The organism is Sphingopyxis sp. MC1 (genome assembly GCF_000371385.1).
In the GTDB taxonomy this organism is placed as follows: domain Bacteria; phylum Pseudomonadota; class Alphaproteobacteria; order Sphingomonadales; family Sphingomonadaceae; genus Sphingopyxis; species Sphingopyxis terrae.
On the sequence record NZ_AOUN01000006.1, the window covers coordinates 163,313 to 189,797 of the forward strand.

Consider the following 26,485-nt stretch of genomic DNA (forward strand, 5'->3'; position numbering starts at 1 on the left):
GTCCAGCGTCCGGCACGACTTGACTCGGCCGCGCCTACCGTCTAACCGCGCGCCTTCGCAAATTGACCCCGCACCCCGGTGAAGCGGCGGTCGCACAGGACATCGTTCCTGTGGTGCGATCCGGGACCCGCCGAAATCCTTCGGCACACAGCAAATTGGAGACGCAAATGTCGAAGCGCCAGAGCGCCAAGTATAAACTCGACCGCCGGATGGGCGAAAACATCTGGGGTCGCCCGAAGAGCCCGGTCAACCGCCGCGAATATGGCCCCGGCCAGCACGGTCAGCGCCGCAAGGGCAAGATGTCGGACTTCGGCATCCAGCTCCGCGCGAAGCAGAAGCTCAAGGGCTATTACGGCGACATCACCGAAAAGCAGTTCAAGAAGAACTATATCGAAGCCGCGCGTATGAAGGGCGACACCGGCCAGAATCTGATCGGCCTGCTCGAACGCCGCCTCGACGCGCTCGTCTATCGCGCCAAGTTCGCGCCGACGATCTTCTCGGCGCGTCAGCTCGTCAGCCACGGTCACGTCTATGTGAACGGCGTGAAGTGCAACATCGCGAGCCGCCTCGTGAAGCCGGGCGACGAAGTCACCCTCGGCAAGAAGGCGCAGGAAATGGCGCTGGTCGCCGAAGCGCAGAGCCTGCCCGAGCGCGATCTGCCCGAATATCTGGCGCTCGACGGCACCAAGGCGACCTTCGTGCGCGTCCCGACGCTCGACGAAGTGCCCTATCCGGTGAAGATGGAACCCAATCTGGTCGTCGAATTCTATTCGCGCTGATCCGGTTTCCACCGAAGCGACATCAAGGGGGCGGTCCGAAAGGGCCGCCCTTCTTGCATCGGGGCGGCCCGGCTGGCAAAAGCCTCCCGTCGAACACGAAAACCCAAGGAAATTCCATGCTTCGCTTCCCCCGAACCACCGCAGCTCTTGCGGTTCTGCTCGGCGTTGCCGGGTGCAACGCCGATGCGCCGACGACCGGCGCCACGGCGGCCGACGCGGTTGCCGTCTTGCCCGATGTCCAGTTCCCCGAGCTGTCGCTCCAGACTTTGCAGGATGTGACCAAGGAATTGTCGTCGGATGCCTATGAAGGCCGCGCGCCCGGAACGAAGGGCGAGGAAAAAACGATCGCCTATCTGACGAGCCAGTTCGCGGCGGCGGGGCTGAAGCCCGGCAACAACGGCCAGTGGACGCAGGAAGTCCCGCTGGTCGAGATCACCGCAAAGAATGCGACGCCGCTGCGCTTCACCGGCGGCAAGGCGCCGGTCACGCTGCAATATGCGAAGGATTATGTCGCGTTCAGCTATCGTGTGCAGCCGAAAACCGAAATCAAGGACAGCGACGTCGTCTTCGTCGGCTATGGCATCAACGCGCCTGAAAAGGGCTGGAACGATTATGCCGGGCTCGATGTGAAGGGCAAGACGGTGGTCATCCTCGTCAACGACCCCGACTGGCAAACCCCTGAAGCCAAAGGCGAATTCAACGGCCGCGCGATGACCTATTACGGCCGCTGGACCTACAAATATGAAGAAGCGGCGCGTCAGGGCGCCGCCGCCGCGCTGATCGTCCACGACACCGAACCCGCCGCCTATGGCTGGAACGTCGTGGAAAGCAGCAACACCGGCACCCAATATCTCGCCGAAAAGAAGCATGGCGGCGCCGATCAGACTGCCGCCAACGGCTGGATCCAGCTCGACAAGGCGAAGGAATTGTTCGCGAGCGCCGGGCAGGATTTCGACGCGCTGCGCGAGGCCGCGGGCAAGAAGGGTTTCAAGGCCGTTCCGCTCACCGGCGTCAAGGCGTCGCTCAGCTTCGACAATCAGATTTCCAAGAAGCTGTCGCATAACATCATCGGCATTCTGCCGGGCAAGAAGCGGCCCGACGAATATGTGCTCTATACCGCGCATTGGGACCATCTTGGCCGCTGCACGCCGGTGAACGGCGACGACATCTGCAACGGCGCCGTCGATAATGCGACCGGCACCGCCGCCTTGGTGACGCTGGCGCAGGCCTATCAGAAGGCGGGCGCGCCCGATCGCAGCATCGTTTTCCTGGCCGTGACGGCGGAGGAATCGGGTCTGCTCGGATCGGAATATTATGCCGCGAACCCGGTGTTCCCGCTCGCGCAGACGGTGGGCGGCGTGAATATGGACGCGCTCAACCCCAATGGGCCCGCGAAGGACATCGTCGTCGTCGGCCGCGGCAAGTCGCAGCTCGACGCCTATCTGGAAAAGATCGCCAAGGCGGCGAAGGTGACGATTGTCGATGAACCGACCCCCGAAAAGGGCTTCTACTATCGCTCGGATCACTTCAGCTTCGCCAAGCGCGGCGTGCCCTTCTTCAACTTCGGCGCCGGCGAAGATCTGGTCGCGGGCGGCAAGGACGCCGGCAAGAAAGCTGCCGAGGACTATGAGAAGAACCGCTACCACGCGCCCGGCGACGAATATGCGGCGATAAAGAATTGGGACGGTATGCTCGCCGATCTCCGCCTCTATTATGCCGCGGGCCGGATGCTCGCATCGACCGATAGCTGGCCCAACTGGAACGAAGGCGACGAGTTCCGCGCCGCGCGCGACAAATCGCGCGAAGGCAAATAAGCGAGGCGGCGCCCATGACGCTCCCCATGCCCGCCGAATGGGCGCCGCACGCCGCAGTGTGGATCGGCTTTCCGCACCTCGATGACGAGTGGGCGGGGCAAATCGATGCGGCGCGTGCCGATGTCGCTGCTTTTGCCAACGTTGTCCACGACGGCGGCCGCGGCGAGGAAGTGCGGCTGGTCGTCAATGACGAGCGACAGGCGCAGATTGCTGCGGCTCTCGTCGACCCCAGGGTCCGCATCCTGGTTCAGCCGCTCGGCGACATCTGGCTGCGCGACACGGGGCCGATTATTGTGGGAACGGGCCCAAAAAGGCGCGCGCGCAACTTTCGTTTCAACTGGTGGGGCGAGAAATTCGTCATGCCGGGCGATCAGGAAGTCGGCGCGGCGCTGGCGACCGAAAGCGGCCTGCCCGTCGATGAGCAGGATTGGGTGCTCGAAGGTGGGGGGATCGACGTCGACGGCACCGGACTTTGTGTCACGACCGAGGAATGCCTGCTCAACATCAACCGCAACCCGTCGCTGACGCGCGCGGATATCGAGGTGCGACTGCACCAGTCGCTCGGCATCGACCGCCTGCTGTGGCTCGGCAAGGGGCTGGTCGGCGACCATACCGACGGCCATGTCGACAATCTGGCGCGCTTCGTGGGCGAAGGGCGGCTGGCCTTGCCCGTGGCGGCGGGCAGCGACGACCCCAACGCCGATATTTACGAGGATGCCCGCGTGCGCGCCGCGGCGTTCGGCGGCATCGAGATCGTTGACCTCCCCTCGCCCGGCCGGATCGAGATGGACGGCGAGATCGTCGCGGCGAGCTATATGAACTTCTACATCGGCAACACGGTTGTTGTCGTCCCGACCTATGGCGTCGCCAACGATGCTGCGGCGGTCGAGGCGCTCGCGGCGCTGTTCCCCGATCGCCGCTCCGTCGGCGTTCCAGCGCGCGGAATCATAGCCGGCGGCGGCAGCTTCCATTGCTCGAGCCAGCAGGTGCCGGCCTGAGGCGACGCGTAGGCACAGATGGTGGTGCAAGCGCCGGTTTTGGGTTGGGATGCGGACGTTGTCTAATCACTCTCGTCACCCCGGCGAAGGCCGAGGTCCAGAGCGTTAAAATGTCGGTGTTGGTGCTGTGAAGCCCTGGACCCCGGCCTTCGCCGGGGCACACAATATCAACGCGAGACTTTCATACCTTCGTCATCCCGGACTTGATCCGGGATCCATTATTCCGACGCTGCGTGAATGGATCCCGGNTCAAGTCCGGGATGACGAAGGAAAATAAGTCCGCAATCGGTCGCTTGCGGACGCCCCCTGCCATAACAACGCCCACCGCTCGTCCGCTTTTGCGGTGGCAAGATGCGCCGGCTTGCTTATATCCGCCTCATGACCCGTACCATCACCGTCGCTGCGCTCCAGCTCCCCCTTCCCGGCCCCGTGCAACCCAATATCGACGCGGTCACGGCGCTCGTCGAGGAAGCGGCGGCCAAGGGCGCGCAGGTCATCCTGCCGCCCGAGCTGTTTGAAGGCCCCTATTTCTGCCAGGTCGAAGAAGAGGCGCTGTTCGCTAGCGCCCACCCGACCGCCGACCATCCCAGCGTCAAGGCGATGCAGGCGCTCGCCGCGAAGCTCAAAGTTGCGATCCCGACCAGCTTCTTCGAGAAGGACGGGCCGCATTACTACAATACGCTCGCGATGATCGGCCCCGATGGCGCGATCATGGGTATCTATCGCAAAAGCCACATCCCCGACGGGCCGGGCTATGAAGAGAAATATTATTTCCGCCCCGGCAACACGGGCTTCAAGGTCTGGGACGTCTTCGGAACGCGGATCGGCGTCGGGGTGTGCTGGGACCAATGGTATCCCGAATGCGCGCGCGCGATGGCGCTGATGGGTGCCGAACTGCTCTTTTATCCGACCGCGATCGGCAGCGAGCCCTATGACGCCGACCTCGACACCAGCCGCATGTGGCGCCGCGCGATGCAGGGTCATGCGGTGTCGAACTGCATGCCGGTGATCGCCGCCAACCGCATCGGCGCAGAAGGTGACGCGAATTTCTACGGCCACAGCTTCATCACCGACGAATGGGGCGATCTGACGCAGGCGTTCGGCGCCGCCGAAACGGGGGTGCTGGTCGAAACGATCGATCTCGACCGCGCGGCGAAGCATCGCGCGGGGATGGGTTTTTTCCGTGACCGCCGGCCCCAGCTTTACGGACGACTGGCCGAGGACATCTGACCGCGCGGATTGGGGGATAACACATGGACGTGCCGAACGACATCTTCACCGAGCCCGAGAATGTCGACCCCGACACGCTCGCCAATCTCGGCCCACTGCGCCATTTCGCCGGCATCTGGGAAGGAAAGCGCGGCATCGATGTCAATCCGAAGGCCGACGGCCCCGAAACCCGCAACTATTACGAGCGGGTCGAAATGCAGCCGATCGACCCGCAGGCGAACGGGCCGCAGCTATTCTATGGCCTGCGCTACCATCTGCACATCAACACGCCCGAAGAGGATATCACCTTCCATGACCAGGTCGGTTACTGGCTCTACGAACCGGCGACCGGGCTGATCCTGCAAACGCTGGCGATTCCGCGCGGCCAGATAGCGATTGCGGCGGGACACGCGGCGCCCGATGCACGCAAGCTGTCGGTGCGCGCCGAGCGTGGCCAGACCGAATATGGCATCTGTTCGACCGCGTTTCTGGAAGCGGCGTTCCGCACCGACAGCTATCAGCTCGACGTCGAATTCCATGCCGACGGATCGTGGAGCTATGTCTCCGACACGATGCTGATGGTGCATGGCCGCGACGCGCCTTTCCGCCACCGCGACCACAACCGGCTGGTCAAGGTCGCCGAAGCTGATCTCAACCCTTGGGCAAAGATCGTCCGCGATGGTAAGGCAAAGGCGATCGCCTGAACGGCTCAGCCCTCGAAACGGCGAATGCTTTCCAGATCGACGCGGTTCAGCGGTTCGGTAAACCACAATCCCCCGCGGCCGCCGCGCGCCCAGCGCACGATCGCCTTGCGCTCCAGCCCGTCGGCCAGCGTCAGGTGCAGATGGCGCCCGACCTCGAGATGTCCGCCATGGACGAAGCCCGCGCCGCTTTGCGACATGTCGACAAGCTCGATGATGCTTTCGACCCCATCGACCTGCGCCTTGGCGCGCGAGTGGAGCGGGATGCGGGGGGCGCGATAGCCATAAGCGCGCTGTTCGGCAGCAAGCTGTTTGAGCACGCCGGCGCCGTCGATCTCTTCGTGAAAGGCCACGCCGCAGCGGCCACCGTCGGCCCATACGATCTTGCCCTTCAGCACGACACTGTCGGACAGATAGATGTCCAGATTTTCGTCGACATAAACGGGAACGTCGGCCGCAAGCTGCATGCCGCGGTCCGAAATATTGCGCACGCGCCATAGCCCGACATCATTGTCGCGCACGACTTTTGCGATCCGCCAGACCGTCCGGTAACGGTCCCCCCCACGACGATCGCCATCGGTCGCGGCCCTGGGTTCGTGCGCCGTGCCCGAAAAGCGGGGTTCGATCATTCCATCCTCCTGATCCACAATGCCATCCCGATGGAAGGAAATGGCATCGAACTAATGGAGAATATTCACGCCTGGTCGGGCAAGAATATCCGAATTCTGTAAAATATTCAATCATGTCCCGAGTAAGGTTAACCTGCTTTCAACAAGTTGACCGAACCACCCGATAAGCATGCAACCCGATTATGAATAATTTGCACATTTTCCCCATTTTAACGGTGCCAGAATTGCAACATTAAATGGCTAAGCATCGTATTTTTCGGGCCTCGAAAGCGGGAGGATCGCAGCGCCGATGCGGGGTCAGATCGCGGGCAGCGCCTGCCGCGCAAATCCCCATCCCTTCAGCGTCGGGCTCGCGGCGCGATCGAGCAAGGCGCGGGCGTCTGCGATCGTCCAGTGGCGCGCGCTGTCGATGGCGGCCAGCCCGTCCCAGTCGATGGGAACCGCCACCGGCGCCCCCGCCCGCGCGCGCGCCGAATAGGGCATGATTGCGGTGCTGCCGCGCTGGTTGCGCAGCCAGTCGATGAAGATCTTTCCCTTGCGCTTTGCCTTGCTCATCGTCGCGACGAAACGATCGGGTTCGGCAAGGCTCATCGCCTCGGCAAAGCGCTTCGCAAAATCCTTGTGCGCGTCCCAGCTGTGCCCCGGATCGAGCGGCACGACGACATGGACGCCCTTGCCGCCCGAGAGCATCGCGAAGCTGACGAGGCCGATGTCGGCGAGTTGGCGCTTCAAATCCGCCGCGGCCTTTTTGACGTCGGCGAAGTCGAGCCCTTCGTCGGGGTCGAGGTCGAAGACCATGCGGTCCGGCTGTTCGAGCGTATCGACGTGGCTGCCCCAGCCGTGAAATTCGATCGTCCCCATCTGGACGCAGGCGAGGATGCCGTCCGCATCCTCGACATAGAGATAATCCTCAACGCCGCCGTCCTTCTCTTCGATCGGAACGTGGTGGACGTGCGGGCCGAAAGAGCCTGAATCATGCTTCTGGAAGAAGCATTGCTTCGCGCGCCCCTGCGGACAGCGGACCAGGCTGGCCGGGCGGCGCGCGAGGTGGGGGAGCATGACCGGCGCCACCGCGGCATAATAGTCGGCGAGGTCGCCCTTCGTCGCCTTTGCTTCCGGGAAGATGACGCGGTCGCGGCTGCTGATCTTCACGTCGCTGACCGGGCTGGGAGCCTTGGCCTTGGTTTCGGGTTTCACGTCCTTCGCCTCCTTGTCGGCGCGCAGCCCGACGAAGCTTGCGTGGCGGACCGAGCCGCTGGCGGTATATTCGGCGAAAGCGATCTCGGCGACAAGGTCGGGCCTTACCCAATGGACCTTGCGCGCCGCCGCCTTGTCGACATCGACCGGCGCCGTCTTGCGCGCGCGGCCCGCGAACTTCGCCGCGAGCATCGCCATCGTATCGGCATCGAAGCCGGTGCCGACATTGCCCTTGTAGACAAGCTCGCCCTTTTCGCGCTGCGCGAGAAGCAGCGAGGCGAAGGGACGCGCCTTCGCCGAACTCTCCTTCCAGCCGACGATGATGAATTCCTGGCGGCGGGTGCATTTGACCTTCACCCAGTTTTTCGACCGGCGGCCGGCATAGGGCGCATCGGCGCGCTTGGCGATGATGCCCTCCTGCCCCGCGCCGCACATCGCCTCATAGAGCGTTTCGCCCGCGCCGATGACATGATCGGCGACCGCAATCGGCGGCGCTGCATAGCGGAACAGCGCCTCGAGGCGTTCCTTGCGTTCTAGATTGCCGAGTGCGGTCAGCGATTTTCCGTTCTCTTCGAGCAGGTCGAAGGCGAAGAGGTGCAGATCGGTCGCCTCGTCCTGCGCGCCATGGCCTCGCTTGAGAACTGCCTGGAGCGCCGAGAAGTCGGGGTTGCCGTCCTTGCCATAGGCGACGATCTCACCGTCGATCAGACACGGCGGCAGGTCGAGCGCGGCGATATGGCGGGCGAGCGGGGCGAACTTGTCGGTCCAGTCGAGCCCGCTGCGCGTGTAGACGACGACCTGATCCCCCGCCGCGGCGACGAGCGCGCGATAACCGTCGAACTTGATCTCGTAGAACCAGTTGTTGCCGGCCGGCACGCTGTCGACGAGCGTCGCCAGCTGGAGTTTGCGGAACTTCGGCGGCTTGGTGCCGCGCTTCGAGCTTTTGGCGACCTTGCGGTTATGCGCCGCCGCGGCCGCCATCTTCTTCGCGAACGCTTCGCCCTTTGCGCCCTTCAGCGATTGCTCGCCGCCTTCGTCGCCCGCGATCTCGGCCATCGCGCGATCGGTGAGGACGCTGGTGAGGTAGCGGCCGGTCAAGTCGTCGCTGCCCCCCGCATAGGCATCGTCGATCTTGCGGAGCAGCCAGTTTTCGCGCTTTTCGCTGGCGCGGGGCTTCATGCGGACGAGCAGCCATTCGCCCTTCATCCGCTCGCCGTCGAGGGTGAAGTGAAGATGGCCCTTTTCCAGATCCTTCGCGCTCTTCCCCGCGACCGGCGCCCAGGTGCCGCGATCCCACAGCATCACCGAACCGCCGCCATATTCGCCCTTGGGGATCACCCCCTCGAAATCGGCGTAGGCCATCGGATGATCTTCGGTGCGCACCGCGAGCCGCTTGTCGTCGGGGTTCGCGCTCGGCCCCTTGGTGACCGCCCAGCTCTTGAGCACGCCATCGACTTCGAGCCGGAAGTCGTAATGGAGGCGCGTCGCGTCGTGTTTCTGGACGATGAAGCGATTGCCGCCCCCCTTCGCAACCTTGCCCGCGGGTTCGGGGGTCAGCTTGAAATCGCGCTTCTTGTTATATTGGGCGAGAGGGTCGGCACGGGTCATCGCGTTCCACCTTGTCTGCGCCCCTGCGAAGGCAGGGGCCCATCACCGAAGCGGGCGATGCGAGCCGAACCGTAGGAAAATGGCACGAGGCCGGATGATGGACCCCTGCCTTCGCGGGGGCACACAATAGCCGAGGGCAATCCGGCGTTCACGAGACTATGCCCGCTTTTTCGTCGGCGCCTTTTTGGCGAGCGCCTTCTTCTTCGTCGCAGCGGCGGCCGTTTTCTTGCCGTCGACCGACGCCTTGAGCGCTGCCATCAGATCAATGACATTCGATCCTTCGCGCACATCGGCGGGCTCCCCGACATCCTCGAGCACGCGCTTGCCCTTGGCTTTCGCTTTCTTGGCGATGACGCGCTTCAGCGCATCGACATAGTGATTGTGATAGTCGGCGGCGTCGAACTTGCCGCTCTTCTTGTCGATCAGCGTTTCGGCGAGATCGAGCAGGTCGGCGTCGGGCTTGCTCGCGGGCACGTCGCGGAAATAGCTGGCCGCCTTGTTCACTTCCTCGGCATAGCGCAGCACTTCGAGCACCAGCCCCTTGCCGCAAGGGCGCAGCCCGACGAGTTGTTCCTGACCGCGCAGCGCAAGCTGCCCTAGTCCTACCTTTTTCGTCCGTCGCAGCGCTTCGCGCAGCACGATATAGGCTTCCTCGGCCAGATCGTCGGCGGGGACGACATAATAGGGCTTTTCATAATAGAGGATGTCGATGTCGCTCGCGTCGACGAATTGGACCAGCTCGAGCGTCCGCTTGCTCTCCAGCTTGACCGCCTCGATCTCTTCTTCGTCGAGCAGGACATAGTTGCCCTTCGACACCTCATAGCCCTTGACGATGTCGTCGGTATCGATGGCGCCGATGCCGGGCACGACCTTTTCATATTTGACCGGTTTGCCGCTCGGTTCGTGGATCTGGCGAAAGCTGACGCTCGCCCCCGATTTGGTCGCCGGATAGATTTCGACCGGGATCGACACCAAAGCGAGGCGGATCTGTCCCTTCCAATAGGCGCGTTGCACCATCTGCAAACCTCCATAGCGGAATGCGAATGCAATGCGCGGCCCGCCATGCGGGTTCCGCCGGGGCCGTTACGCGTCTGAAGGTCGATGATCGGTTATGGTGCCCCTGGCCGGACTCGAACCAGCACTCCTTGCGGAACTCGATTTTGAGTCGAGCGCGTCTACCAATTTCACCACAGGGGCCTGCCACGGGCGCATCGCCCGAAAGCGCGGCGCTCCCCCTAGGGCGAAGCGCCGCCGCTTGCCAAGCTATTTCTTCAATTCCTTCGCCAGCGTCTTGGCGGTCGCCTTGCCATAGGGCGGCTTGAAGCCGGCGAGCCCGGCGACGTCGAGCTTGGGCTGGCGATAGACGGCGCGCGCGTGACTGAAGGTGCGGAAGCCGTCCAGCCCGTGATAATTGCCCATTCCCGACGGTCCGACCCCGCCGAAGGGCAGGTCTTCCATCGCATTATGAAACAGCACGTCGTTGACCGTAACGCCGCCCGAAATCGTCCGCGTCAGCACGCGGTCCTCCTCGCTCTTGTCCTGCCCGAAATAATAAAGGCCGAGCGGACGGTCGCGCGCATTCACATAATCGATCGCCTCGTCGATCGTCTTGTAGGTCTTGACCGGCAGGATCGGGCCGAAAATTTCCTCCTGCATCACCTTCATATCGTCCGTCGCGCCGCGCACGATATGAAGCGGCATCTTGTGGCCGTTGGCGCTCGCGAAATCCTCGTTCGCCGGATTGACCTCGATCACCTCGGCGCCCTTTTCGCGCGCATCGGCCAGATAGCCCTGCAGGCGGTCGAAATTGCGGCCGTTGACGACCGAGGTATAGTCGTCATTCTTGAGCAGCGTGGGATAGAGCGACGCAACGCCCTTGCTCACGCTGTCGATCACCTCGCCCTCCTGATCCTCGGCGACGAGCAGATAGTCGGGCGCCAGGCAGATCTGCCCCGCGTTCATCATCTTGCCGAGCGCGACGCGCTGGCCGACGAGGTCCTTGTTCGCGCTGCGCCCGATGAAGGTCGGCGACTTGCCACCCAGCTCGAGCGTCACGGGAACCAGATTATCCGCCGCAGCACGCATGATATGCTTGCCGACGCTCGTCGCCCCGGTGAAGATCAGATGGTCGAACGCCAGCTTCGAGAAAGCGACGCCGACATCGGCCCCGCCCGTGAATACCGCCATTTCGCTCTCGTCAAAATAGTCGGGGACAAGGCGCGCCATTAGGTCGGAGACATTCTCGGTAAACTCGCTCGGCTTGATCATCGCGCGGTTGCCCGCCGCCAATATCCCCGCCATCGGCACGAAGACCATGCCGACCGGGAAATTCCACGGAGCGACCACACCGACGACGCCCTTCGGCTGATAGACGACTTCGGCTTTCGCGCCGAGCAGGCCGAGCGGAAAGGTGGGCTTGCGCTTTTCGCCGCGCGACCAAGCCGCCATATGCTTCTTGGCATGCTTGAGGGCGCTGACCGAGGGCATGATGTCGGTCATCAACGTCTGTTCGCGGCTGCGATGGCCGAAATCCTCGCTCACCGCCTTGGCGAAATCCTCGGCATGATCGACCAGCAGCGCGATCGCGCGGTCGATGCGGTCGGTGCGGACCGACAGGCTTTCGGGCATCGCGGCGGTAAAGCTGGCGCGCTGCGTTTCGAGCACGCGCTGCATCCGCGCGGTTTCGCTGGCGATATCTTCCTTGATGGCGGTGGCCATGACCCGTCTCCCCATATGATTGCGCCTGTTTGACCACGCTCTGCAGCGGGTTTCAAGTTGAAACGCGCATCGTTTAGGGCGATCCCCCTACCCCACCCCCTTTCGCAAGTGCAGCAAAGGCGCTAATCGGGCCACCGATGACCTTTCCCCTACGGAGTCTTTTGCCATGACCGCCACCGATCCCGTCGTTTTCCTCTCCTATGCCCGCACCCCGATGGGCGGCATGCAGGGCGTGTTGTCGGACGCGAGCGCGACCGATCTCGGCGCGACCGCGGTGAAGGCGGCGGTCGAGCGCGCGGGCGTTGCCGGCGACGATGTCGAACGCATCTATATGGGCTGCGTGCTGCCCGCCGGGCTCGGCCAGGCGCCGGCACGTCAGGCGGCGATCAAGGCGGGCCTGCCCAAGTCGGTGCAGGCGACGACCGTCAACAAGGTGTGCGGTTCGGGCATGCAGACCGTCATCATGGGTGCCGAGGCGCTCGCCGCAGGCAGCATCGATCTCGTCGTTGCAGGCGGCATGGAGTCGATGACGAACGCCCCCTATCTGCTCAAGAAGCATCGTTCGGGCGCGCGCATCGGCCATGACACCGCCTATGACCATATGTTCCTCGACGGGCTGGAGGACGCGTATGACGCCGGCCGCGCCATGGGCACTTTCGCGCAGGACACCGCCGACGCCTATCAGCTCAGCCGCCAGGCGCAGGACGATTATTCGATCGAATCGCTGAAGCGCGCCCAGGCGGCGATCACCGACGGCGCCTTCGCCGCCGAAATCACGCCCGTCACGCTGACCACCCGCAAGGGCGAGGTTGTCGTCGACACCGACGAACAGCCCGGCAAGGGCAACCCCGACAAGATCCCGACGCTGCGTCCTGCCTTCGCCAAGGACGGCACGATCACCGCAGCGACCAGCTCGTCGATCTCCGACGGCGCTGCCGCGGTCGTACTGACGCGCCAGTCGGTCGCCGAAGCGAAGGGCAAGAAGCCGGTCGCCAAGCTCGTCGCGCATGCCGCGCACGCGCAGGAACCCAAGGATTTCACGGTCGCTCCCGTCGGCGCGATCAACAAGGTGCTGGCGAAGGCCGGCTGGTCGATCGGCGACGTCGACCTGTTCGAAGTCAACGAAGCCTTCGCCTGCGTCGCGATGTTCGCGATGCACGACCTTGGCATTTCGCACGACAAGATCAACGTCCACGGCGGCGCGACCGCGCTCGGCCATCCGATCGGCGCCAGCGGCACGCGCATCATCACCACGCTGATCGCCGCGCTTCAGCGCCACGGCAAGAAGCGCGGCATCGCAAGCCTGTGCATCGGCGGCGGCGAAGCCACCGCGGTCGCGGTCGAGCTGGTTTAAGCCAGCTCGATGCTGTCATTGCGAACCCGGCGAAAGCCGGGTGAAGCAATCCAGAGCGGTTTATGCCGGCTCTGGATTGCCGCGCGGCTCCGCCGTTCGCAATAACGAAGCATGGCGACGATCGCGCCGCGGCCATTTTCAACCCGCGCGACACTTTGCGACACTAATGTCCTCAAAATAAACGCGGCATTCCGGCTCCGTTCAAATCGACTCGCCTAATCCTTTTCCTGTCATCGGGCAGATCCCCTCCCCCTGACGGCAAGACAAGGAATGGCATTATGAAGAGCAAAATTCTCACCGCCGGCCTGATCGCCGCGATGATGGTACCCGCCATGGCGCAGGCCCAGACCCGCGAGCTCGCCCGCGATCGGCAGGATATTCGCCAGGAACAGCGCGACCTCAACCATGCGAAGCGCTATGGCGATCGCCATGATGTGCGCGATGCTCACCGCGACGTGCGCGACGCGAAGCGCGAATATCGCGAGGACAAGCGCGACTGGCGCCGCGACAATCGCTACCAGAACTGGCGTGCGCCGTTCAGCTATCACCGCTTCGCGGTCGGCAATTCGCTGCGTTCGACCTATTACGCCCCGACCTATCGCCTGAACTATGATGCGCGCTGGGGCGTCCCGAAGGCGGGCCGCAACCTGGCCTATGTCCGCCACTATAACGACCTGTTGCTGGTCAATGTGCGCACGGGCAAGGTGGTTCGCGTCTATTATAACCACTTCCGCTGGCGCTAAACGCCAACGGTGACGAGAGAAGGGGCCGGCGGGCGACTGCCGGCCCCTTTTGTCATGCGTTGCGGGGTCATGCGTTGCGGGCGATCAATCGCCCCAGATATGGTCGGTTTCGATCCAGCCCTTGCGGCCCTTCACGTTGAACAGGCACCAGCCGTCCTTGCAGTCGGTGATGCGGCCGACCACACCGGCCTCGGCGCGAAAGGCGATCGCCGCGGCGGCGTCGGGCTTTTCGCGCATCGGACGGATGCCGCCGGTGACGATCGCGGTGCGCGTGCGGCTGAGCAGCCGCGCCGCCATCCACCCCTGCGTCCCGTCGGGATCCTCGATCTTGCGCCAGATATCGTGGCGCGCGACCACTTTGACGGGCAGATCCTTGCGCCGATATTCCCACACGACGGGCACATCGGGCGACGGCCCCTTGCGCATCCGCGCCTCGTCGACGCTGATCGACGCCCAATAGGGCAGTTCGGGGTCGCTTTGCGCCGCGGCGGGTCCGGTCGCCACGGCCAGCGTCAGGAGGGCGAATATCGTGCGGCTGGTCATTCGCCTGCCTTGTCAAAATCGGGGGCGCTTTTCAACCGTTCGCCGCAGCCTTCGCCCCGTTCGTCCACAGCGGCTTTCGCGTCGGCGCACGCTTGGCCCTCTTGACCCCCACGCGCCGCCGCGCTCTATCGGCGCCATGCCCGATTCATCCCGCCCCAAACGCCCGCGCGTCATCGTCACCCGCCAGTTGATGCCGGCGGTCGAGGCGCGCATGGCCGAATTGTTCGATGTCGCCCTGTCGGCGCACGATCACGCCTTTACCAAGGACGAGCTCAAGGCCGCAGTCGCCGACTGCGACGTGCTGGTGCCGACCGTGACCGACGAGATCGACGCCGAGATCATCGGCGCCGCGGGCGACCGGCTCAAGCTGATCGCCAATTTCGGGGCCGGGGTCGATCATATCGACCTCGCCGCGGCGCGCGCGAAGGGCATCATGGTCGCCAACACCCCCGGCGTCTTTACCGAGGACACCGCCGACATGACCATGGCGCTGATCCTGTCGGTCCCGCGCCGGCTGGCCGAGGGCGAAAAGCTGATGCGCTCGGGCAAATGGCAGGGCTGGGCGCCGAGCGCGATGCTGGGCCACCGCGTCGGCGGCAAATTGCTCGGCATCGTCGGCATGGGTCGCATCGGCCTCGCCGTCGCGCGGCGCGCCCGCGCCTTCGGCCTGTCGATCCACTATCACAACCGCCGCCGCCTGCCCGAAACGATCGAAGAGGAACTGGGCGCGAGCTATCATGCGAGCGTCGACACGCTGCTGCGGATCAGCGACGTGGTCACGATCCACTGTCCGCACACCGCCGAAACCCATGAGATGGTCAGCGCGGCGCGTATCGGTGCGATGAAGCCGACCGCCTATCTGATCAACACCGCGCGCGGCGAGATCGTCGACGAAAAGGCGCTGATTGCGGCGCTCAAGACCGGCCGCATCGCGGGCGCGGGGCTCGACGTCTATACGCACGAACCTGCGGTCGATCCGGACCTGCTCGCGCTCGACAATGTCGTGCTGCTACCCCACCTCGGCTCGGCGACGATCGAGGGCCGCGAGGCGTCGGGCGAAAAGGTCATCGCCAATATCCGTGCCTGGTGCGACGGGCACCGGCCGCCCGATCAGGTGCTGGAGGGGTGGGCTTAGCCTGAGCTACGATAACGGTTCGCCATACCGCTCTGGATTGCTTCGTCGCTGCGCTCCTCGCAATGACAGGATCTATCAATCCCCCGTCAGAATCCGGTCGACCAGTTCCTTCACCGTCGGGGTGAAGTTGTTGGAATAAAAGGGATCGGTCTTGAAGTTGAACGCGGCGTGGCCCGCGAACATCAGATTCTGTTCGACGTCGCCGCCGTGCGCGATGTCCTGCAGCGTTTTCTGGATGCAGAAGCTGCGCGGATCGGCAAGATAGCCGGTCGAATAATCGTCATGGTCCTTCCACGCCGAAAAGCCGCAGTGCGACAGGCAGCCCATGCAATCGGCCTGATCCTTGCGGATCACCGTCCTATCCTCTTCGGTGACGAAGACGACCGTATTGTCGGGCGTCTTGAGCGCGGTGGTATAGCCTTCGGCCACCCAGTCGCGCGCGCGGTCGCGGTCGTGCGGGGTCACCCAGAAATTGCGCCCCTTCACGCCGACGTCGAGCTGCGCGACATGGTCGCCCGCTTCCTGCTTCGAATAGGGAATCTGCCGCTCCGACCGCGCTTCGAGATCGCGCAGGAAAGGATTGCGCACCGCGCTCGAATAAAAGCCTGTGGGCGAGAAGCGGTGGAGCAACACATCGCCCTCGTCGAGCGTGCGCAGCCGGTCCTTCCACTCCTGCGGGATCGGGCTTTCCTGCGTCAGCAGCGGCCGCGTGCCATATTGAAAGGCGATCGAGCCCAATTCGGGATTGTCGATCCAGTCGTTCCAGTCGCGCAGATACCAGACGCCGCCCGCCATCACGATCGGCACTTCGTCCGAAATCCCCTCGGCGCGCATCGTGTCGCGCAGCGCCTTGACGCGCGGATAGGGATCTTCGGGCTTCAGCGGATCTTCGGCGTTCGACAGGCCGTTGTGCCCGCCGGCGAGCCACGGATCTTCATAGACGACCGCCGCCATCAGATGCGCGACCTTGTGATAGGCGCGCTTCCAGAGCGCGCGAAACGCGCGCGCCGACGAGATGATCGGCAGATAATGGACATTGTGCCGCGCGGCGATTTCGCTGAGCTTGTACGGCATCCCCGCGCCGCAGGTGACGCCGGTGATCAGCCCCTTGGTGCGTTCGAGCACGCCTTCCAATACCTGCTGCGCTCCGCCCATTTCCCACAGGACGTTGATGTTGATCGCGCCCTTTCCGCTGGCGAGGTCATAGGCGCGCTTCACCTGTTCGACCGCGCCGTCGATGGCGTAGCGGACCAGTTCCTCGTGCCGTTCGCGGCGCGTCGCAGCGCGATAGACCTGCGGTACGATCTTGCCTTCGGCGTCGTAGCTGTCGGCGTTGACCGCCGAAACGGTGCCGATCCCGCCGGCCGCGGCCCAGGCGCCGCTCGACATATGGTTGGTCGCCGACACGCCCTTCCCGCCCTCGACCAGCGGCCAGACTTCGCGTCCGCCGTAAAGGATGGGCTTCAAACCTTTGAACACTATAAACCTCTTTCTCTCCGCCGGCTGCGCAGCCGCGCGCCAGCCCCCATTTGCCTCTTCCGTAAGCGGAACCGGACCGCCTTTGTCAATCGAAGGCGGGGTCCGACCCCAGGAAACGCCCCGTAAAAACGTCATATCCTTCCAGCGCGCGAGCATAGAGGCTTTGATAGCCCGCGACCATCCCGGATTCGGTGAAGCGCTCGGCGGCAACGCGCCGATTCTCCGCACCCACCGCTGCGCGCAACGCCGCATCGTCCGCAAGGCGCGCCAGCGCGGCGCGAAAATTCGTCTCGTCCGCCGCGATGAACGGGCGGTTAGCTTCGCCCACCATCGCCGTCACATCGCCGACCGCCGGACTGACGACGGGCAGGCCCGCCGCCATCGCCTCGATCACCGCAATCGGCGCCTGTTCGCTCCGCGACGAGAGCGCGAGCAGGTCGAAATGACCGATCCATTGCGCCGGTTCGGGCATGAATCCCGCAAGCACCAGCCGGTCGGCCATGCCGCACGCCGCCGCCTCGGCGGCGATCGCCGCGCGCTCAGGCCCCTCCCCCACGATTACCAGCCGCACATGCGGCGGCAGCGCCGCAACGGCGCGCACGAGGCGCGGCAGATCCTTGACCTTGCGTAGCCCCGCTACCGTCCCGATCACCACCTCGCCCGGCCGGCGGACGAAGCCCGGGATGGGCACCGATGGCGCGGCGGCATAGGCCGCGACGTTGATTCCGTTGCGAATCAGATGGATGCGATCGGGCGGCAGTTTCCACTCGTCCACCGCAATCCCGGCGAGCAGCGTTGAAGGCACGACGACCCCCGCGGCGTTTCGCAGCGCATAGCGGCGATAGAGGTTGCGCTTCCAGTTGCGCCGGACGCTTTCGTCCTCGTTGAACCCGTCCTCATGATGAATCAGGCATGGCGGCATCTGATACCACCAGCGATGCCAGTAGAGCCGGTGCGCCATCACCCCGTCCATCGCGCCCCAATTATAGCTGAGCGCCAGGTCGAAGCGGTAGATATAGGTCGCAAGATCGCGGAAACGCGCCAGCGACGGCCGCCCGGCCAGCGGCGGCGCATCGGTCGGAAAGCTGACGTCAATCCCCGGATCGATCGCATCGCGCGCGCCGAGCGCATCGGGGACCGCGGAGAGGATCGTGTGCTGCGCCCGGTCGCCCATCAGGTTCATCAGGCGAACCGCGCGCGCCTCCTTGCCGCCGAGCGAAAAGCTCGAATGAAGGTGAAGGATGCGGACGGGATGCTCCCGCTCCTCGATCGCGCCGACTTCGGTCACGCGGCGGGAAGCGCCGCGATCCAGGCGTCGATCGCCGCCCGCGCCGCGGGCTCGTCCATCGTCGGCGCATGACCGACGCCCGGAACCTCGACCAGCGTCGCATGGGCCAGCGCCGTCTGCATCTTTGCGGCGGGCTGCTTGGCCAGAATGTCCGACAGCGCGCCGCGCAGGATCAGCACCGGTGCATCGCCAAGCGCGCGATAGGCGGGCCACAGGTCGATACCCTCCTGATCGCCGGCAAGGCGCAGCGGCGCCGCAATCTGCTTGTCGTAATCGGTGACGATGCGTCCTTCGGGAGTCAGCCGGTGGGTCCGCTTGGTGATGCGCAGCCAGTCGTGAATGTCATAGTCCGGATAAACCGCGGCGTTGAGCTCGGCATAAGCGCGCGCCGCGTGCATCCACGTCGGCTGGCTGCCGCCGGCTCCGATATAGTCGCGGATGCGATCGAGCCCTGCCGCCTCGAGTTCGGGTCCGACGTCGTTGAGTACGGCGCCGACAAGCCGCCCCGGCAGGCTGGCGGCAAGGAACATCGACACCAGCCCGCCGAGCGACGTGCCGACCGTCGCGAAACGCGCGATCGCCAGCTCGTCGAGCAGCGCGACGACATCCTGGACATAGGTCAGCGGGACATAGGTCATCGGATCCTTGGCATAGGCGCTCTCGCCCCGCCCGCGGAATTCGATCACGATCACGCGCCGCTGCGCCGCCATATGCGGTGCGAGCGCCTCGAAATCGCGGGCGTTGCGCGCCAAGCCGGGCATGCACAGGATTGGCGGCGCCTCCGCCGCGGTCGGGGGTCCGTCATAGATGCGCGCGTGCAGGCGAACGCCATCGGCCGACCACCAATAGTGATCGCTCCATTCGCGCCGTGCATCCTGTCGCGCCAAAATCGCCCGTCCCCTTAAGCCGATACTATCCGCCTCTATCGCGAACCGCGCGCGCCGGTGCAAGCCACCCTGTCGCGCCCGTGTCAATCGGCCCGCTTTCGCTGTTGCCGGGCCTATCGCGGTTGCCGCCGTACGCTTTCGCAGATAAGAGGGCGACAATGCTTTTGCCGCCCCCCAATGATCGAGCGCACTGGCGCCTTTGCGCGCCCAAATCGACGGGGGAACGGGGATGAGCGAAGACCTTCTGTCCTTCGAGCCGGCAACCGGCGCCGAATTATGGCGCGGCCGTATCAGTGACATCGACGCTGAAGTTGCAACCGCGCGCGCCGCCTGGCCCGCCTGGGCCGCGAAGCCCGTCACCTTCCGCACCGAAACGCTGCGCCGCTTTGCCGACCGGGTGAAGGCCGATGGCGAACAGCTCGCCGATCTGATCGCGCGCGAGACCGGCAAACCTTTGTGGGAAGCGCGGACCGAGGTCGAATCGGTCGCGAACAAGGTCGATATCTCGATCAAGGCCTATGCCGAACGCACCCCCAACCGCCGGATCGAAGGCGCGATGGGGCTGCGCAACGCGGTGCGCCACAAGCCGCACGGCGCGCTTGCCGTCCTTGGCCCCTATAATTTCCCTGCGCATCTGCCGAACGGCCATATCGTGCCGGCGTTGATCGCCGGCAATTCGGTGCTGTTCAAACCGTCGGAAAAAACCCCTGCGGTTGGCGCGCGACTTGTCGAACTGCTCCACGGCGCCGGTGTTCCCGAAGAGGTCGTGCGGCTCGTCATCGGCGGACCCGACGCGGGCAAGGCGCTGGCCGCGCATCCCGGCATCGACGGATTGCTGTTCACCGGGTCGGCGCGCACCGGGGTCGCGATCAACCGCCAGTTCGCCGATCAGCCGGGCAAGATCGTCGCGCTCGAAATGGGCGGCAACAATCCGATCGTCGTCTGGGACACCGCCGACATCGCGACCGCGGCAACGATCGTCGTCCAGTCCGCCTTCCTGAGCGCGGGCCAGCGGTGCAGCAATGCCCGGCGGCTGATCGTCAAACAGGATCTGGCCGACCAACTGCTCGCCGAGGTCAAGACGCTCGCGGGACGGCTGATCGTCGGTCATCCCCACGCCGACCCTGCCCCCTATATGGGGCCGGTAATCGACAACGAGGCGGCCGACGGACTGACCGAAAGCTTTCTGATCCTGATGTCGAACGGCGGCCAGGTGATCCGCCACATGACGCGGCCCGATGCGAACCGCCCCTTCCTTACCCCCGGTATCATCGACGTCACCGCGATGCCCGAACGCCCCGATATCGAACTGTTCGGACCGCTGCTCCAGGTGATCCGCGTCGACAGTTTCGAAGCCGCGATTGCCGAAGCAAACAACACCGCCTTCGGCCTGTCCGCGGCGCTAATCGGTGGGACACCGCAGCTTTACGACCAATTCTGGGCGAATGCCCGCGCCGGCGTCATCAACTGGAACCGCCCGACCAACGGCGCCTCCTCGGCCGCGCCCTTTGGCGGCGTCGGCCTGTCGGGCAATCACCGGCCGAGCGCTTTTTATGCCGCCGACTATTGCGCCTATCCGGTCGCCAGTTCCGAAAGCGACGCGCTGCGCGCTTCGATCGGGGTCGGCCTGCGCGACGACGACACGCCGAAGCTGGTGACGAAGAAATATCTCTGACCGCCAGATCCGGGGCAATTTTAGCTTCACCCTCGCCAACAAAGCCTGTTTTGCGATTCCGGCGCCCGCCGACCATTTAGGGTCGCATGGAAAAGCAACCTTCTTTGGCGGGCAAGCTGTGGCTCGTCGGTGCCGGGCCGGGCGATCCCGACCTGCTGACGCTGCGCGCCGCGCGCCTGCTGGCAAGCGCCGATCTTGTCGTTCATGACGGGCTGGTTGGCGCGGGCGTGCTCGCGCTGATCCCGCCGCATGTCGAACGGATCAGCGTCGCCAAGCAGCGCAGCCGCCACACGATGAAGCAGGACCTGATCAACGCGCTGATCGTCCGCGAGACGCAGAGCGGCAAGCAGGTCGTTCGGCTGAAGGGCGGCGATCCCTTCATTTTCGGCCGCGGCGGCGAAGAACTCGATGCCGCGCGCGCAGCGGGAATCGCGGTCGAGGTCGTTCCCGGCATCACCGCGGCTGCGGGCTGCGCCGCGCAGGCGGGCCTCCCGCTCACCCACCGCGAGGATGCAAGCGCGGTCAGCTTCGTTGCGGGCCAGTGCAAGGACCTATCCGATCAGGACTGGTCGGGCCTTGCCGGCCACGGCCGCACGCTCGTCATCTACATGGGGCTCGCGACCGCGAGCGCCATCGCCGACAAGCTGATCGCCGACGGCGTCTCGCCGGGCCTTCCGGTCGCGGTCGTCGAGCGCGGCACGACGGCCGACGCGCGCGTGCTCCGCACTTTGCTTACCGATCTCGGCGACCTCGTCGCGCGCGAGAAGGTGCAAAGCCCGGCGCTGATCATCGTCGGCAAGGTCGCGGCGCGCGCCGACGCGCTCGACTGCCTCGGCGCCCCCGGAATTTCCGCCTCACTGAAGGATATTTCATGCGAATCATAACCGGCAACGACCTGAAAACAGGCGCCGTCATCTGGTGGACGGGGCGCGACTGGTCGCTCCATGTCGAGGACGCCGCCGACGTCGGCGAGCAGGGCGAGGCGATCCTGACCGCCGAGGATGGCGCGCGCCGGGTCAACGGCGGCTACATCATCGACGCGGTCGAAACCGGCAAGGGGCCGCGCCCCGCGCACATCAAGGACCGCATCCGCGCATTGGGCCCGACCGTGCGCCCCGACCTGACACTGAAACCGGCTGACCCCGCGTCCGGCGATTGGGTGATCTGACATGTATAAATATGACCAGTACGACCAGGCGATGGTCGACGCGCGCGTCGAGGAATTCCGCGACCAGACGCGCCGCCGCATCGCGGGCGAGATGAACGACGACCAGTTCAAGCCGCTGCGGCTGAAGAACGGCCTCTATCTCCAGCTTCACGCCTATATGCTGCGCGTCGCCATTCCCTATGGCACGCTCAATTCGCGCCAGCTGCGCAAGCTCGCCGAGATCGCGCGCAAATATGACCGCGGCTACGGCCATTTCACGACGCGGCAGAATCTGCAGTACCACTGGATCAAGCTGGAGGAAGCGCCCGACATCCTCGCCGAACTGGCGACGGTCGAGATGCACGCGATCCAGACGAGCGGCGAGAGCATCCGCAACATCTCGGCCGACCAATATGCGGGCGCCGCCGCCGACGAGATTTGCGACCCGCGCCCGTGGGCCGAACTGCTGCGTCAGGCGACGACCTTTCACCCCGAATTCAGCTATCTGCCGCGCAAGTTCAAGATCGCGGTCATTTCGTCGCAGGAAGATCGCGCGGCGCTGCGCTGGCACGACTGCGCGCTGCGCATCGTCCGCAACGAAGCGGGCGAGGAAGGCTTCGAAGTCTATGCCGGCGGCGGCATGGGGCGCACCCCCTTCATCGCTTACAAGATCCGCGACTTCTGCCCCGCGGCGCAGATATTCTCATATATCCAGGCGATCCTGCGCGTGTGGAACATGCACGCGCGGCGCGACAATATCCACAAGCAGCGGATGAAGATCCTGGTCCACGATCTGGGCGAAGAGGAATTCCGCCGCCAGGTCGAGGAAGCGTTCGAGCATTTCCTGACGCTGGGCACCGACTTCCCGCAGGCTGAATATGACCGCATCGCGGCCTATTTCACTCCGCCGCCGTTCGAGACGGGGCTGTCCGAAGAGATCGACCGCACGGACCCCGATTTCGCTTTGTGGGTGGACCAGCAGGTCATCCAGCACAAGGCGCCGGGCTATGCGATCGCCAACATCAGCCTGAAACCGATCGCGGGCATCGGCGGCGACGTCACCGCCGAGCAGATGGAGGTCGTCGCCGACCTCGCCGAACGCTACAGCTTCGACGATGTGCGCGTGACGCACGCGCAGAACCTCGTCCTGCCGCACGTCCGCAAGGCGGATCTCTACGCGGTGTGGCAAGCGCTGCACGAAGCGGGGCTCGCCGATGCGAACCTCGATCTCGTCACCGACGTCATCGCCTGCCCCGGTCTCGACTATTGCACCCTCGCCAACGCGCGCTCGATCCCGGTCGCGCAGAAGATCCAGCAGCGTTTCGCCGACATGGACCGCCAGCTCGACCTCGGCGAGCTCAAGATCAAGATTTCGGGCTGCATCAACGCCTGCGGCCACCATCATGCCGGCCACATCGGCATCCTCGGCGTCGATCGCAAGGGCACCGAAAATTACCAGCTGCTGCTCGGCGGATCGGGCGCGGAGGACACGACGCAGGCGAAGATCACAGGCCCCGGCTTCGACGAAGACGGCGTCGTTGATGCGGTCGAGCGCGCGGTCGAACGCTATCGCGAGCTGCGCGAACCCGGCGAGCGTTTCCTCGACACCTATCGCCGTGTCGGTCTCGACCCCTTCAAGGAGGCTATTTATGGCTGACGCCCTGCGTTTCCGGAACGACGACCTGGTCGAGGAACCCGCGGTTTCGCTCGACGCCTTCCTCGAACAGCCGGCCGCGAGCGCGGTGCGGATCGAGGCGGGCGACGACCCACGCCGCCTGATCCCGCATCTCGCGCGCGTGAAGCTCGTCGAAGTCTCCTTCCCGCGCTTTCGCGACGGGCGCGGCTTCTCGACCGCGCGCGTGCTGCGCGAAGCGGGCTATGAAGGCGAACTGCGCGCCGAAGGCGACGTGCTCGTCGACCTCGTCGCCTTCATGCGCCGCTGCGGCTTCGACAGCTTCGCGCCGCAGGCGGGGCTCAACCGCGCCGACGTCGATGCGACGCTCAGCCGCTACCCGAATGTCTATCAGCACGCCGCGGACGGCGCGGTGCCGATCTGGAAGCTGCGGCATGGCTAGCAAATCCGCGCCGGAAGACCGCACGCGCGACCGGATCGACGTGGCGCCGCGCTTTACGCAGGCCGACGTCATCCGCCTCAACAACCTCTTCCGCGGCCAGGACGCGGGCGAGGCGGTTGCGAGCGTGATCGGCGCGGGGCTGATCGGCGACACCGCGATCGTGTCGAGCTTCGGCGCCGAAAGCGCGGTGCTGCTCCATCTCGTGACGCGCGTCGCGCCCGACATGCCGGTGCTGTTCCTCGACACGGGCAAGCATTTCCCCGAAACGCTGGCCTATCGCGACGAACTTGCCGCGCGGCTCGGCCTCAATCTCGTCAATCTCACGCCCGATGCCGCCGAACTCGCCGAAAAGGACGCGACCGAACTGCGCTGGTCGTATGATCCCGACGGCTGCTGCGAAATCCGCAAGGTCAAACCGCTCGAAAAGGCGCTCGCCGATTTCGACACGTCGATCACCGGCCGCAAGGGCTTCCAGTCGTCGACGCGCACCGGCCTGCCGCGCTTCGAGCTCGACGGCAACACCGGCCGCCTGAAATTCAACCCGCTCGCCAACTGGACGCGCGAAATGCTCGACGATTATTTCGCCGAGCACGACCTGCCGCGCCATCCGCTTGAGGCAGAGGGCTATCCCTCGATCGGCTGCTCGCCCTGCACCTCGAAGGTCAAACCGGGCGAAGACCCGCGCGCAGGCCGCTGGCGCGGCTGGGACAAGACCGAATGCGGTATCCACGAAGCGGTGACGCCGATCGACGACAATCCGGCGAACGATCCCGCGTTCTGAGAACAGACCCGCGTGCCCCTGCGAAGGCAGGGGCCCATCTCCTGCCCCTTCGCCAGACGCAGGCTTTTGATTGCAAAACCTCGTGATGGGCCCCTGCCTTCGCAGGGGCACTGGGCACGGCTATCTACTCATAATCCGCATAGGCCTGGCTGTCGTCCGCCAGATCGCTGAACTTCGTCGTCTTCGCCTCGAAGTGCAGGCGAATCTTGCCGGTCGAGCCGTGACGCGATTTGGCGACGATCACCTCGGCGAGGCCGAAAACACGCTCCATCTCGGCGGCCCATTCCTCATGCGCCGCGTGGATCTTGATATCGTCGCCCTCGACCGGGCGCTTGGGCTCGCGCGCCGCGACATAATAATCCTCGCGGAACACAAAGAGCACCATGTCGGCGTCCTGCTCGATCGAGCCCGATTCGCGAAGGTCGGAGAGCTGCGGCCGTTTGTCCTCGCGGCTTTCGACCTGACGGCTGAGCTGCGACAGCGCCATCACCGGAACGTGAAGCTCTTTCGCCAGCGTTTTCAATCCGCGTGAAATTTCCGAAATTTCCTGCACGCGATTGTCGCCGCTCTTCGAGGACCCCTGCAGCAGTTGCAGATAGTCGACGATGATGAAGCCGATGCCGTGGCGGCGCTGCAGGCGGCGCGCGCGGGTGCGCAGGCTCGCGATCGTCAGGCCGGGGGTATCGTCGATGAACAGCGGCAGCGTCTGCAGCGCCTGCGCGGCGCGCGACAATTGCTGGAACTGCTCCTTGCTGATCTTGCCCATGCGCAGCGCCTCGCCCGACACCCCCGACTGTTCGGCCAGCACGCGCGTCGCGAGCTGGTCGGCGGACATTTCGAGGCTGAAGAAGGCAACCTTGGCGCCCATATTCTTTTCGGGCGGAATCCCGTCCTCCTCGTCGCGCCGCCAGCGTTCGGCGGCATTATAGGCGATATTGGTCGCAAGCGAGGTCTTGCCCATCCCCGGACGGCCCGCGAGGATCATCAAATCCGAATTGTGCATGCCGCCGATCTTGGCGTTCATGCTGCCGATGCCTGTCGTGATCCCCGACAGATGGCCGCCCGAATTGAGCGCGCGCTCGGCGGCTTGCAGCGCGGTCAGGCTCGCGGTGCTGAAGCTCTTGACCGACCCCATTTCGGCCTCGCCGCCCGCGACGCGGTAGAGCGCGGTTTCGGCTTCCTCGATCTGCGCGTGCGGATCGACGCTTTCGCTCGTGTCGAGCGCGCCCTCGACCAGTCCGCGCCCGACGCCAACCAGTTCGCGCAGCAGCGCGAGGTCGAAAATCTGCCGGGCGAAGTCGCGCGCGCCGATCAGGCCCGCGCCGCTGCCGGTCAGTTGCGCCAGATAGCCCACCCCGCCGACCGCCTTCATCGCCTCGTCATTTTCGAAAAAGGGCTTCAGCGTAACCGGCGTCGCGATGCTGTTGCGCTCGATCAGCGCCATCGCCTGCCCAAAGATGCGGCCATGCAGCGGTTCGAAGAAATGCGCCGCAGTCAATTGCACGGGCAAATCCTCGACGACTCGGTTATCGATCAGGATCGCGCCCAGAAAGGCGGCCTCGGCCTCGATATTGCGGGGCAATTGGCGTTCGTCCCCGGCGGGAACCGGGGCAGGAAAAAGGGCAAGCTCGGGCATGGCAGCTTTCATGCGTCGAAGGCGCGGCGGGCGCAATCGACGATATCGATCAACCTATCATAACTGTGGAATGCTGTGAATAAGTCGCC

Annotated in this window: 23 protein-coding genes and 1 tRNA gene; 14 read left to right on the forward strand and 10 right to left on the reverse strand. The window is 64.8% G+C overall.

What is annotated here, in order from left to right; all coding sequences use genetic code 11:
- Window positions 1-167 precede the first annotated feature (167 nt).
- From rpsD to EBMC1_RS09925, 5 genes are all read left to right on the forward strand, one after another.
- Window positions 168-779, forward strand: coding sequence for a 30S ribosomal protein S4 (rpsD, locus tag EBMC1_RS09905; protein ID WP_003044490.1), 612 nt, complete (start codon window positions 168-170; stop codon window positions 777-779).
- Window positions 780-895: 116 nt separating this feature from the next.
- The gene (locus EBMC1_RS09910) at window positions 896-2,593 is read left to right on the forward strand and encodes a M28 family metallopeptidase (RefSeq protein WP_003044492.1); all 1,698 of its coding nucleotides are present in this window, start codon (window positions 896-898) and stop codon (window positions 2,591-2,593) included.
- Window positions 2,594-2,607: 14 nt separating this feature from the next.
- Window positions 2,608-3,591 carry an agmatine deiminase family protein gene (locus EBMC1_RS09915; RefSeq protein ID WP_003044494.1) on the forward strand — a complete coding sequence of 328 codons (984 nt, stop codon included), beginning with the start codon at window positions 2,608-2,610 and terminating at the stop codon, window positions 3,589-3,591.
- A gap of 378 nt (window positions 3,592-3,969) precedes the next feature.
- Window positions 3,970-4,821, forward strand: coding sequence for an N-carbamoylputrescine amidase (gene aguB, locus EBMC1_RS09920; RefSeq protein WP_040590111.1), 852 nt, complete (start codon window positions 3,970-3,972; stop codon window positions 4,819-4,821).
- Window positions 4,822-4,844: 23 nt separating this feature from the next.
- Window positions 4,845-5,504, forward strand: a complete 660-nt coding sequence (locus EBMC1_RS09925; protein ID WP_003044497.1) for an FABP family protein — start codon at window positions 4,845-4,847, stop codon at window positions 5,502-5,504.
- A 5-nt stretch (window positions 5,505-5,509) separates the two neighbouring features.
- Here EBMC1_RS09925 and EBMC1_RS09930 read toward each other — a convergent pair whose 3' ends face one another.
- From EBMC1_RS09930 to EBMC1_RS09950, 5 genes are all read right to left on the reverse strand, one after another.
- Window positions 5,510-6,130: a PilZ domain-containing protein gene (locus EBMC1_RS09930; RefSeq protein WP_003044499.1), complete on the reverse strand. Its 621-nt coding sequence runs from the start codon at window positions 6,128-6,130 to the stop codon at window positions 5,510-5,512.
- 297 nt (window positions 6,131-6,427) lie between these two features.
- Window positions 6,428-8,935 (reverse strand): DNA ligase D, encoded by a 2,508-nt coding sequence (gene ligD / locus EBMC1_RS09935; protein ID WP_003044501.1) that lies wholly within the window; start codon window positions 8,933-8,935, stop codon window positions 6,428-6,430.
- Window positions 8,936-9,091: 156 nt separating this feature from the next.
- Window positions 9,092-9,952 carry a non-homologous end joining protein Ku gene (gene ku, locus EBMC1_RS09940; protein WP_003044503.1) on the reverse strand — a complete coding sequence of 287 codons (861 nt, stop codon included), beginning with the start codon at window positions 9,950-9,952 and terminating at the stop codon, window positions 9,092-9,094.
- 95 nt (window positions 9,953-10,047) lie between these two features.
- Window positions 10,048-10,132, reverse strand: a tRNA-Leu gene (locus EBMC1_RS09945).
- A 66-nt stretch (window positions 10,133-10,198) separates the two neighbouring features.
- Window positions 10,199-11,653 (reverse strand): coniferyl aldehyde dehydrogenase, encoded by a 1,455-nt coding sequence (locus EBMC1_RS09950; protein WP_003044505.1) that lies wholly within the window; start codon window positions 11,651-11,653, stop codon window positions 10,199-10,201.
- 166 nt (window positions 11,654-11,819) lie between these two features.
- On the opposite strand from EBMC1_RS09950, the gene EBMC1_RS09955 reads away from it, so the two are divergent.
- Both EBMC1_RS09955 and EBMC1_RS09960 read left to right on the forward strand, forming a co-directional pair.
- A complete protein-coding gene (locus EBMC1_RS09955) occupies window positions 11,820-13,007 on the forward strand; it encodes a thiolase family protein (protein ID WP_003044507.1) in 1,188 nt (395 codons plus the stop codon).
- Between the two features lie 278 nt (window positions 13,008-13,285).
- Entirely contained in the window at window positions 13,286-13,750 is a 465-nt protein-coding gene (locus EBMC1_RS09960) for an RcnB family protein (RefSeq protein WP_003044510.1), read from the forward strand.
- 84 nt (window positions 13,751-13,834) lie between these two features.
- Here EBMC1_RS09960 and EBMC1_RS09965 read toward each other — a convergent pair whose 3' ends face one another.
- Entirely contained in the window at window positions 13,835-14,293 is a 459-nt protein-coding gene (locus EBMC1_RS09965) for an SH3 domain-containing protein (RefSeq protein WP_003044512.1), read from the reverse strand.
- Between the two features lie 136 nt (window positions 14,294-14,429).
- Between EBMC1_RS09965 and EBMC1_RS09970 the strand changes: the two genes are divergently transcribed.
- Window positions 14,430-15,428: a 2-hydroxyacid dehydrogenase gene (locus EBMC1_RS09970; protein WP_003044514.1), complete on the forward strand. Its 999-nt coding sequence runs from the start codon at window positions 14,430-14,432 to the stop codon at window positions 15,426-15,428.
- 75 nt (window positions 15,429-15,503) lie between these two features.
- On the opposite strand, the gene EBMC1_RS09975 is transcribed toward EBMC1_RS09970, so the two are convergent.
- The 3 genes from EBMC1_RS09975 to EBMC1_RS09985 form a co-directional block, all read right to left on the reverse strand.
- Entirely contained in the window at window positions 15,504-16,907 is a 1,404-nt protein-coding gene (locus tag EBMC1_RS09975) for an NAD(P)H-dependent flavin oxidoreductase (RefSeq protein ID WP_003044516.1), read from the reverse strand.
- An 85-nt stretch (window positions 16,908-16,992) separates the two neighbouring features.
- Window positions 16,993-18,195: a glycosyltransferase gene (locus EBMC1_RS09980; protein ID WP_003044518.1), complete on the reverse strand. Its 1,203-nt coding sequence runs from the start codon at window positions 18,193-18,195 to the stop codon at window positions 16,993-16,995.
- Window positions 18,192-19,082: an alpha/beta fold hydrolase gene (locus EBMC1_RS09985; RefSeq protein ID WP_003044520.1), complete on the reverse strand. Its 891-nt coding sequence runs from the start codon at window positions 19,080-19,082 to the stop codon at window positions 18,192-18,194. The genes EBMC1_RS09980 and EBMC1_RS09985 overlap by 4 nt, the downstream gene beginning before the upstream one ends.
- Before the next feature lie 229 nt (window positions 19,083-19,311).
- Between EBMC1_RS09985 and astD the strand changes: the two genes are divergently transcribed.
- The 6 genes from astD to EBMC1_RS10015 all read left to right on the forward strand — a co-directional run bounded on the left by astD (window position 19,312) and on the right by EBMC1_RS10015 (window position 24,760).
- The gene (gene astD, locus EBMC1_RS09990) at window positions 19,312-20,757 is read left to right on the forward strand and encodes a succinylglutamate-semialdehyde dehydrogenase (RefSeq protein WP_003044522.1); all 1,446 of its coding nucleotides are present in this window, start codon (window positions 19,312-19,314) and stop codon (window positions 20,755-20,757) included.
- Between the two features lie 86 nt (window positions 20,758-20,843).
- Complete coding sequence (gene cobA / locus EBMC1_RS09995) at window positions 20,844-21,641, forward strand: uroporphyrinogen-III C-methyltransferase (protein ID WP_040590035.1); 798 nt, start codon at window positions 20,844-20,846, stop codon at window positions 21,639-21,641.
- Window positions 21,629-21,925 carry a DUF2849 domain-containing protein gene (locus tag EBMC1_RS10000; protein WP_003044526.1) on the forward strand — a complete coding sequence of 99 codons (297 nt, stop codon included), beginning with the start codon at window positions 21,629-21,631 and terminating at the stop codon, window positions 21,923-21,925. Before cobA ends, EBMC1_RS10000 begins: the two co-directional genes overlap by 13 nt.
- A gap of 1 nt (window position 21,926) precedes the next feature.
- On the forward strand, window positions 21,927-23,561 hold the full coding sequence (locus EBMC1_RS10005) for a nitrite/sulfite reductase (RefSeq protein WP_003044528.1): 1,635 nt from the start codon (window positions 21,927-21,929) through the stop codon (window positions 23,559-23,561).
- Complete coding sequence (locus tag EBMC1_RS10010; RefSeq protein ID WP_003044529.1) at window positions 23,554-23,979, forward strand: DUF934 domain-containing protein; 426 nt, start codon at window positions 23,554-23,556, stop codon at window positions 23,977-23,979. The genes EBMC1_RS10005 and EBMC1_RS10010 overlap by 8 nt, the downstream gene beginning before the upstream one ends.
- Window positions 23,972-24,760, forward strand: a complete 789-nt coding sequence (locus EBMC1_RS10015) for a phosphoadenylyl-sulfate reductase (protein ID WP_003044531.1) — start codon at window positions 23,972-23,974, stop codon at window positions 24,758-24,760. Before EBMC1_RS10010 ends, EBMC1_RS10015 begins: the two co-directional genes overlap by 8 nt.
- Window positions 24,761-24,884: 124 nt before the next feature.
- Here the strand turns inward: EBMC1_RS10015 and EBMC1_RS10020 are convergent, their stop codons facing one another.
- Window positions 24,885-26,396 (reverse strand): replicative DNA helicase, encoded by a 1,512-nt coding sequence (locus EBMC1_RS10020; protein WP_003044533.1) that lies wholly within the window; start codon window positions 26,394-26,396, stop codon window positions 24,885-24,887.
- Between the last annotated feature and the right edge of the window lie 89 nt (window positions 26,397-26,485).

What these genes read in the sequence shown, in the direction of transcription:
- EBMC1_RS10005 (WP_003044528.1), top strand. Translation starts at nt 21,927, where the DNA reads ATGTATAAATATGACCAGTACGACCAGGCGATGGTCGACGCGCGCGTC.
- astD (WP_003044522.1), top strand. Translation starts at nt 19,312, where the DNA reads ATGAGCGAAGACCTTCTGTCCTTCGAGCCGGCAACCGGCGCCGAATTA.
- EBMC1_RS09925 (WP_003044497.1), top strand. Translation starts at nt 4,845, where the DNA reads ATGGACGTGCCGAACGACATCTTCACCGAGCCCGAGAATGTCGACCCC.
- EBMC1_RS09970 (WP_003044514.1), top strand. Translation starts at nt 14,430, where the DNA reads ATGCCCGATTCATCCCGCCCCAAACGCCCGCGCGTCATCGTCACCCGC.
- aguB (WP_040590111.1), top strand. Translation starts at nt 3,970, where the DNA reads ATGACCCGTACCATCACCGTCGCTGCGCTCCAGCTCCCCCTTCCCGGC.
- cobA (WP_040590035.1), top strand. Translation starts at nt 20,844, where the DNA reads ATGGAAAAGCAACCTTCTTTGGCGGGCAAGCTGTGGCTCGTCGGTGCC.
- EBMC1_RS09965 (WP_003044512.1), bottom strand. Translation starts at nt 14,293, where the DNA reads ATGACCAGCCGCACGATATTCGCCCTCCTGACGCTGGCCGTGGCGACC.
- EBMC1_RS09910 (WP_003044492.1), top strand. Translation starts at nt 896, where the DNA reads ATGCTTCGCTTCCCCCGAACCACCGCAGCTCTTGCGGTTCTGCTCGGC.
- EBMC1_RS09960 (WP_003044510.1), top strand. Translation starts at nt 13,286, where the DNA reads ATGAAGAGCAAAATTCTCACCGCCGGCCTGATCGCCGCGATGATGGTA.
- EBMC1_RS09950 (WP_003044505.1), bottom strand. Translation starts at nt 11,653, where the DNA reads ATGGCCACCGCCATCAAGGAAGATATCGCCAGCGAAACCGCGCGGATG.
- ligD (WP_003044501.1), bottom strand. Translation starts at nt 8,935, where the DNA reads ATGACCCGTGCCGACCCTCTCGCCCAATATAACAAGAAGCGCGATTTC.
- EBMC1_RS10015 (WP_003044531.1), top strand. Translation starts at nt 23,972, where the DNA reads ATGGCTAGCAAATCCGCGCCGGAAGACCGCACGCGCGACCGGATCGAC.
- EBMC1_RS10010 (WP_003044529.1), top strand. Translation starts at nt 23,554, where the DNA reads ATGGCTGACGCCCTGCGTTTCCGGAACGACGACCTGGTCGAGGAACCC.
- EBMC1_RS09955 (WP_003044507.1), top strand. Translation starts at nt 11,820, where the DNA reads ATGACCGCCACCGATCCCGTCGTTTTCCTCTCCTATGCCCGCACCCCG.
- EBMC1_RS09930 (WP_003044499.1), bottom strand. Translation starts at nt 6,130, where the DNA reads ATGATCGAACCCCGCTTTTCGGGCACGGCGCACGAACCCAGGGCCGCG.
- ku (WP_003044503.1), bottom strand. Translation starts at nt 9,952, where the DNA reads ATGGTGCAACGCGCCTATTGGAAGGGACAGATCCGCCTCGCTTTGGTG.
- EBMC1_RS10020 (WP_003044533.1), bottom strand. Translation starts at nt 26,396, where the DNA reads ATGCCCGAGCTTGCCCTTTTTCCTGCCCCGGTTCCCGCCGGGGACGAA.
- rpsD (WP_003044490.1), top strand. Translation starts at nt 168, where the DNA reads ATGTCGAAGCGCCAGAGCGCCAAGTATAAACTCGACCGCCGGATGGGC.
- EBMC1_RS09915 (WP_003044494.1), top strand. Translation starts at nt 2,608, where the DNA reads ATGACGCTCCCCATGCCCGCCGAATGGGCGCCGCACGCCGCAGTGTGG.
- EBMC1_RS10000 (WP_003044526.1), top strand. Translation starts at nt 21,629, where the DNA reads ATGCGAATCATAACCGGCAACGACCTGAAAACAGGCGCCGTCATCTGG.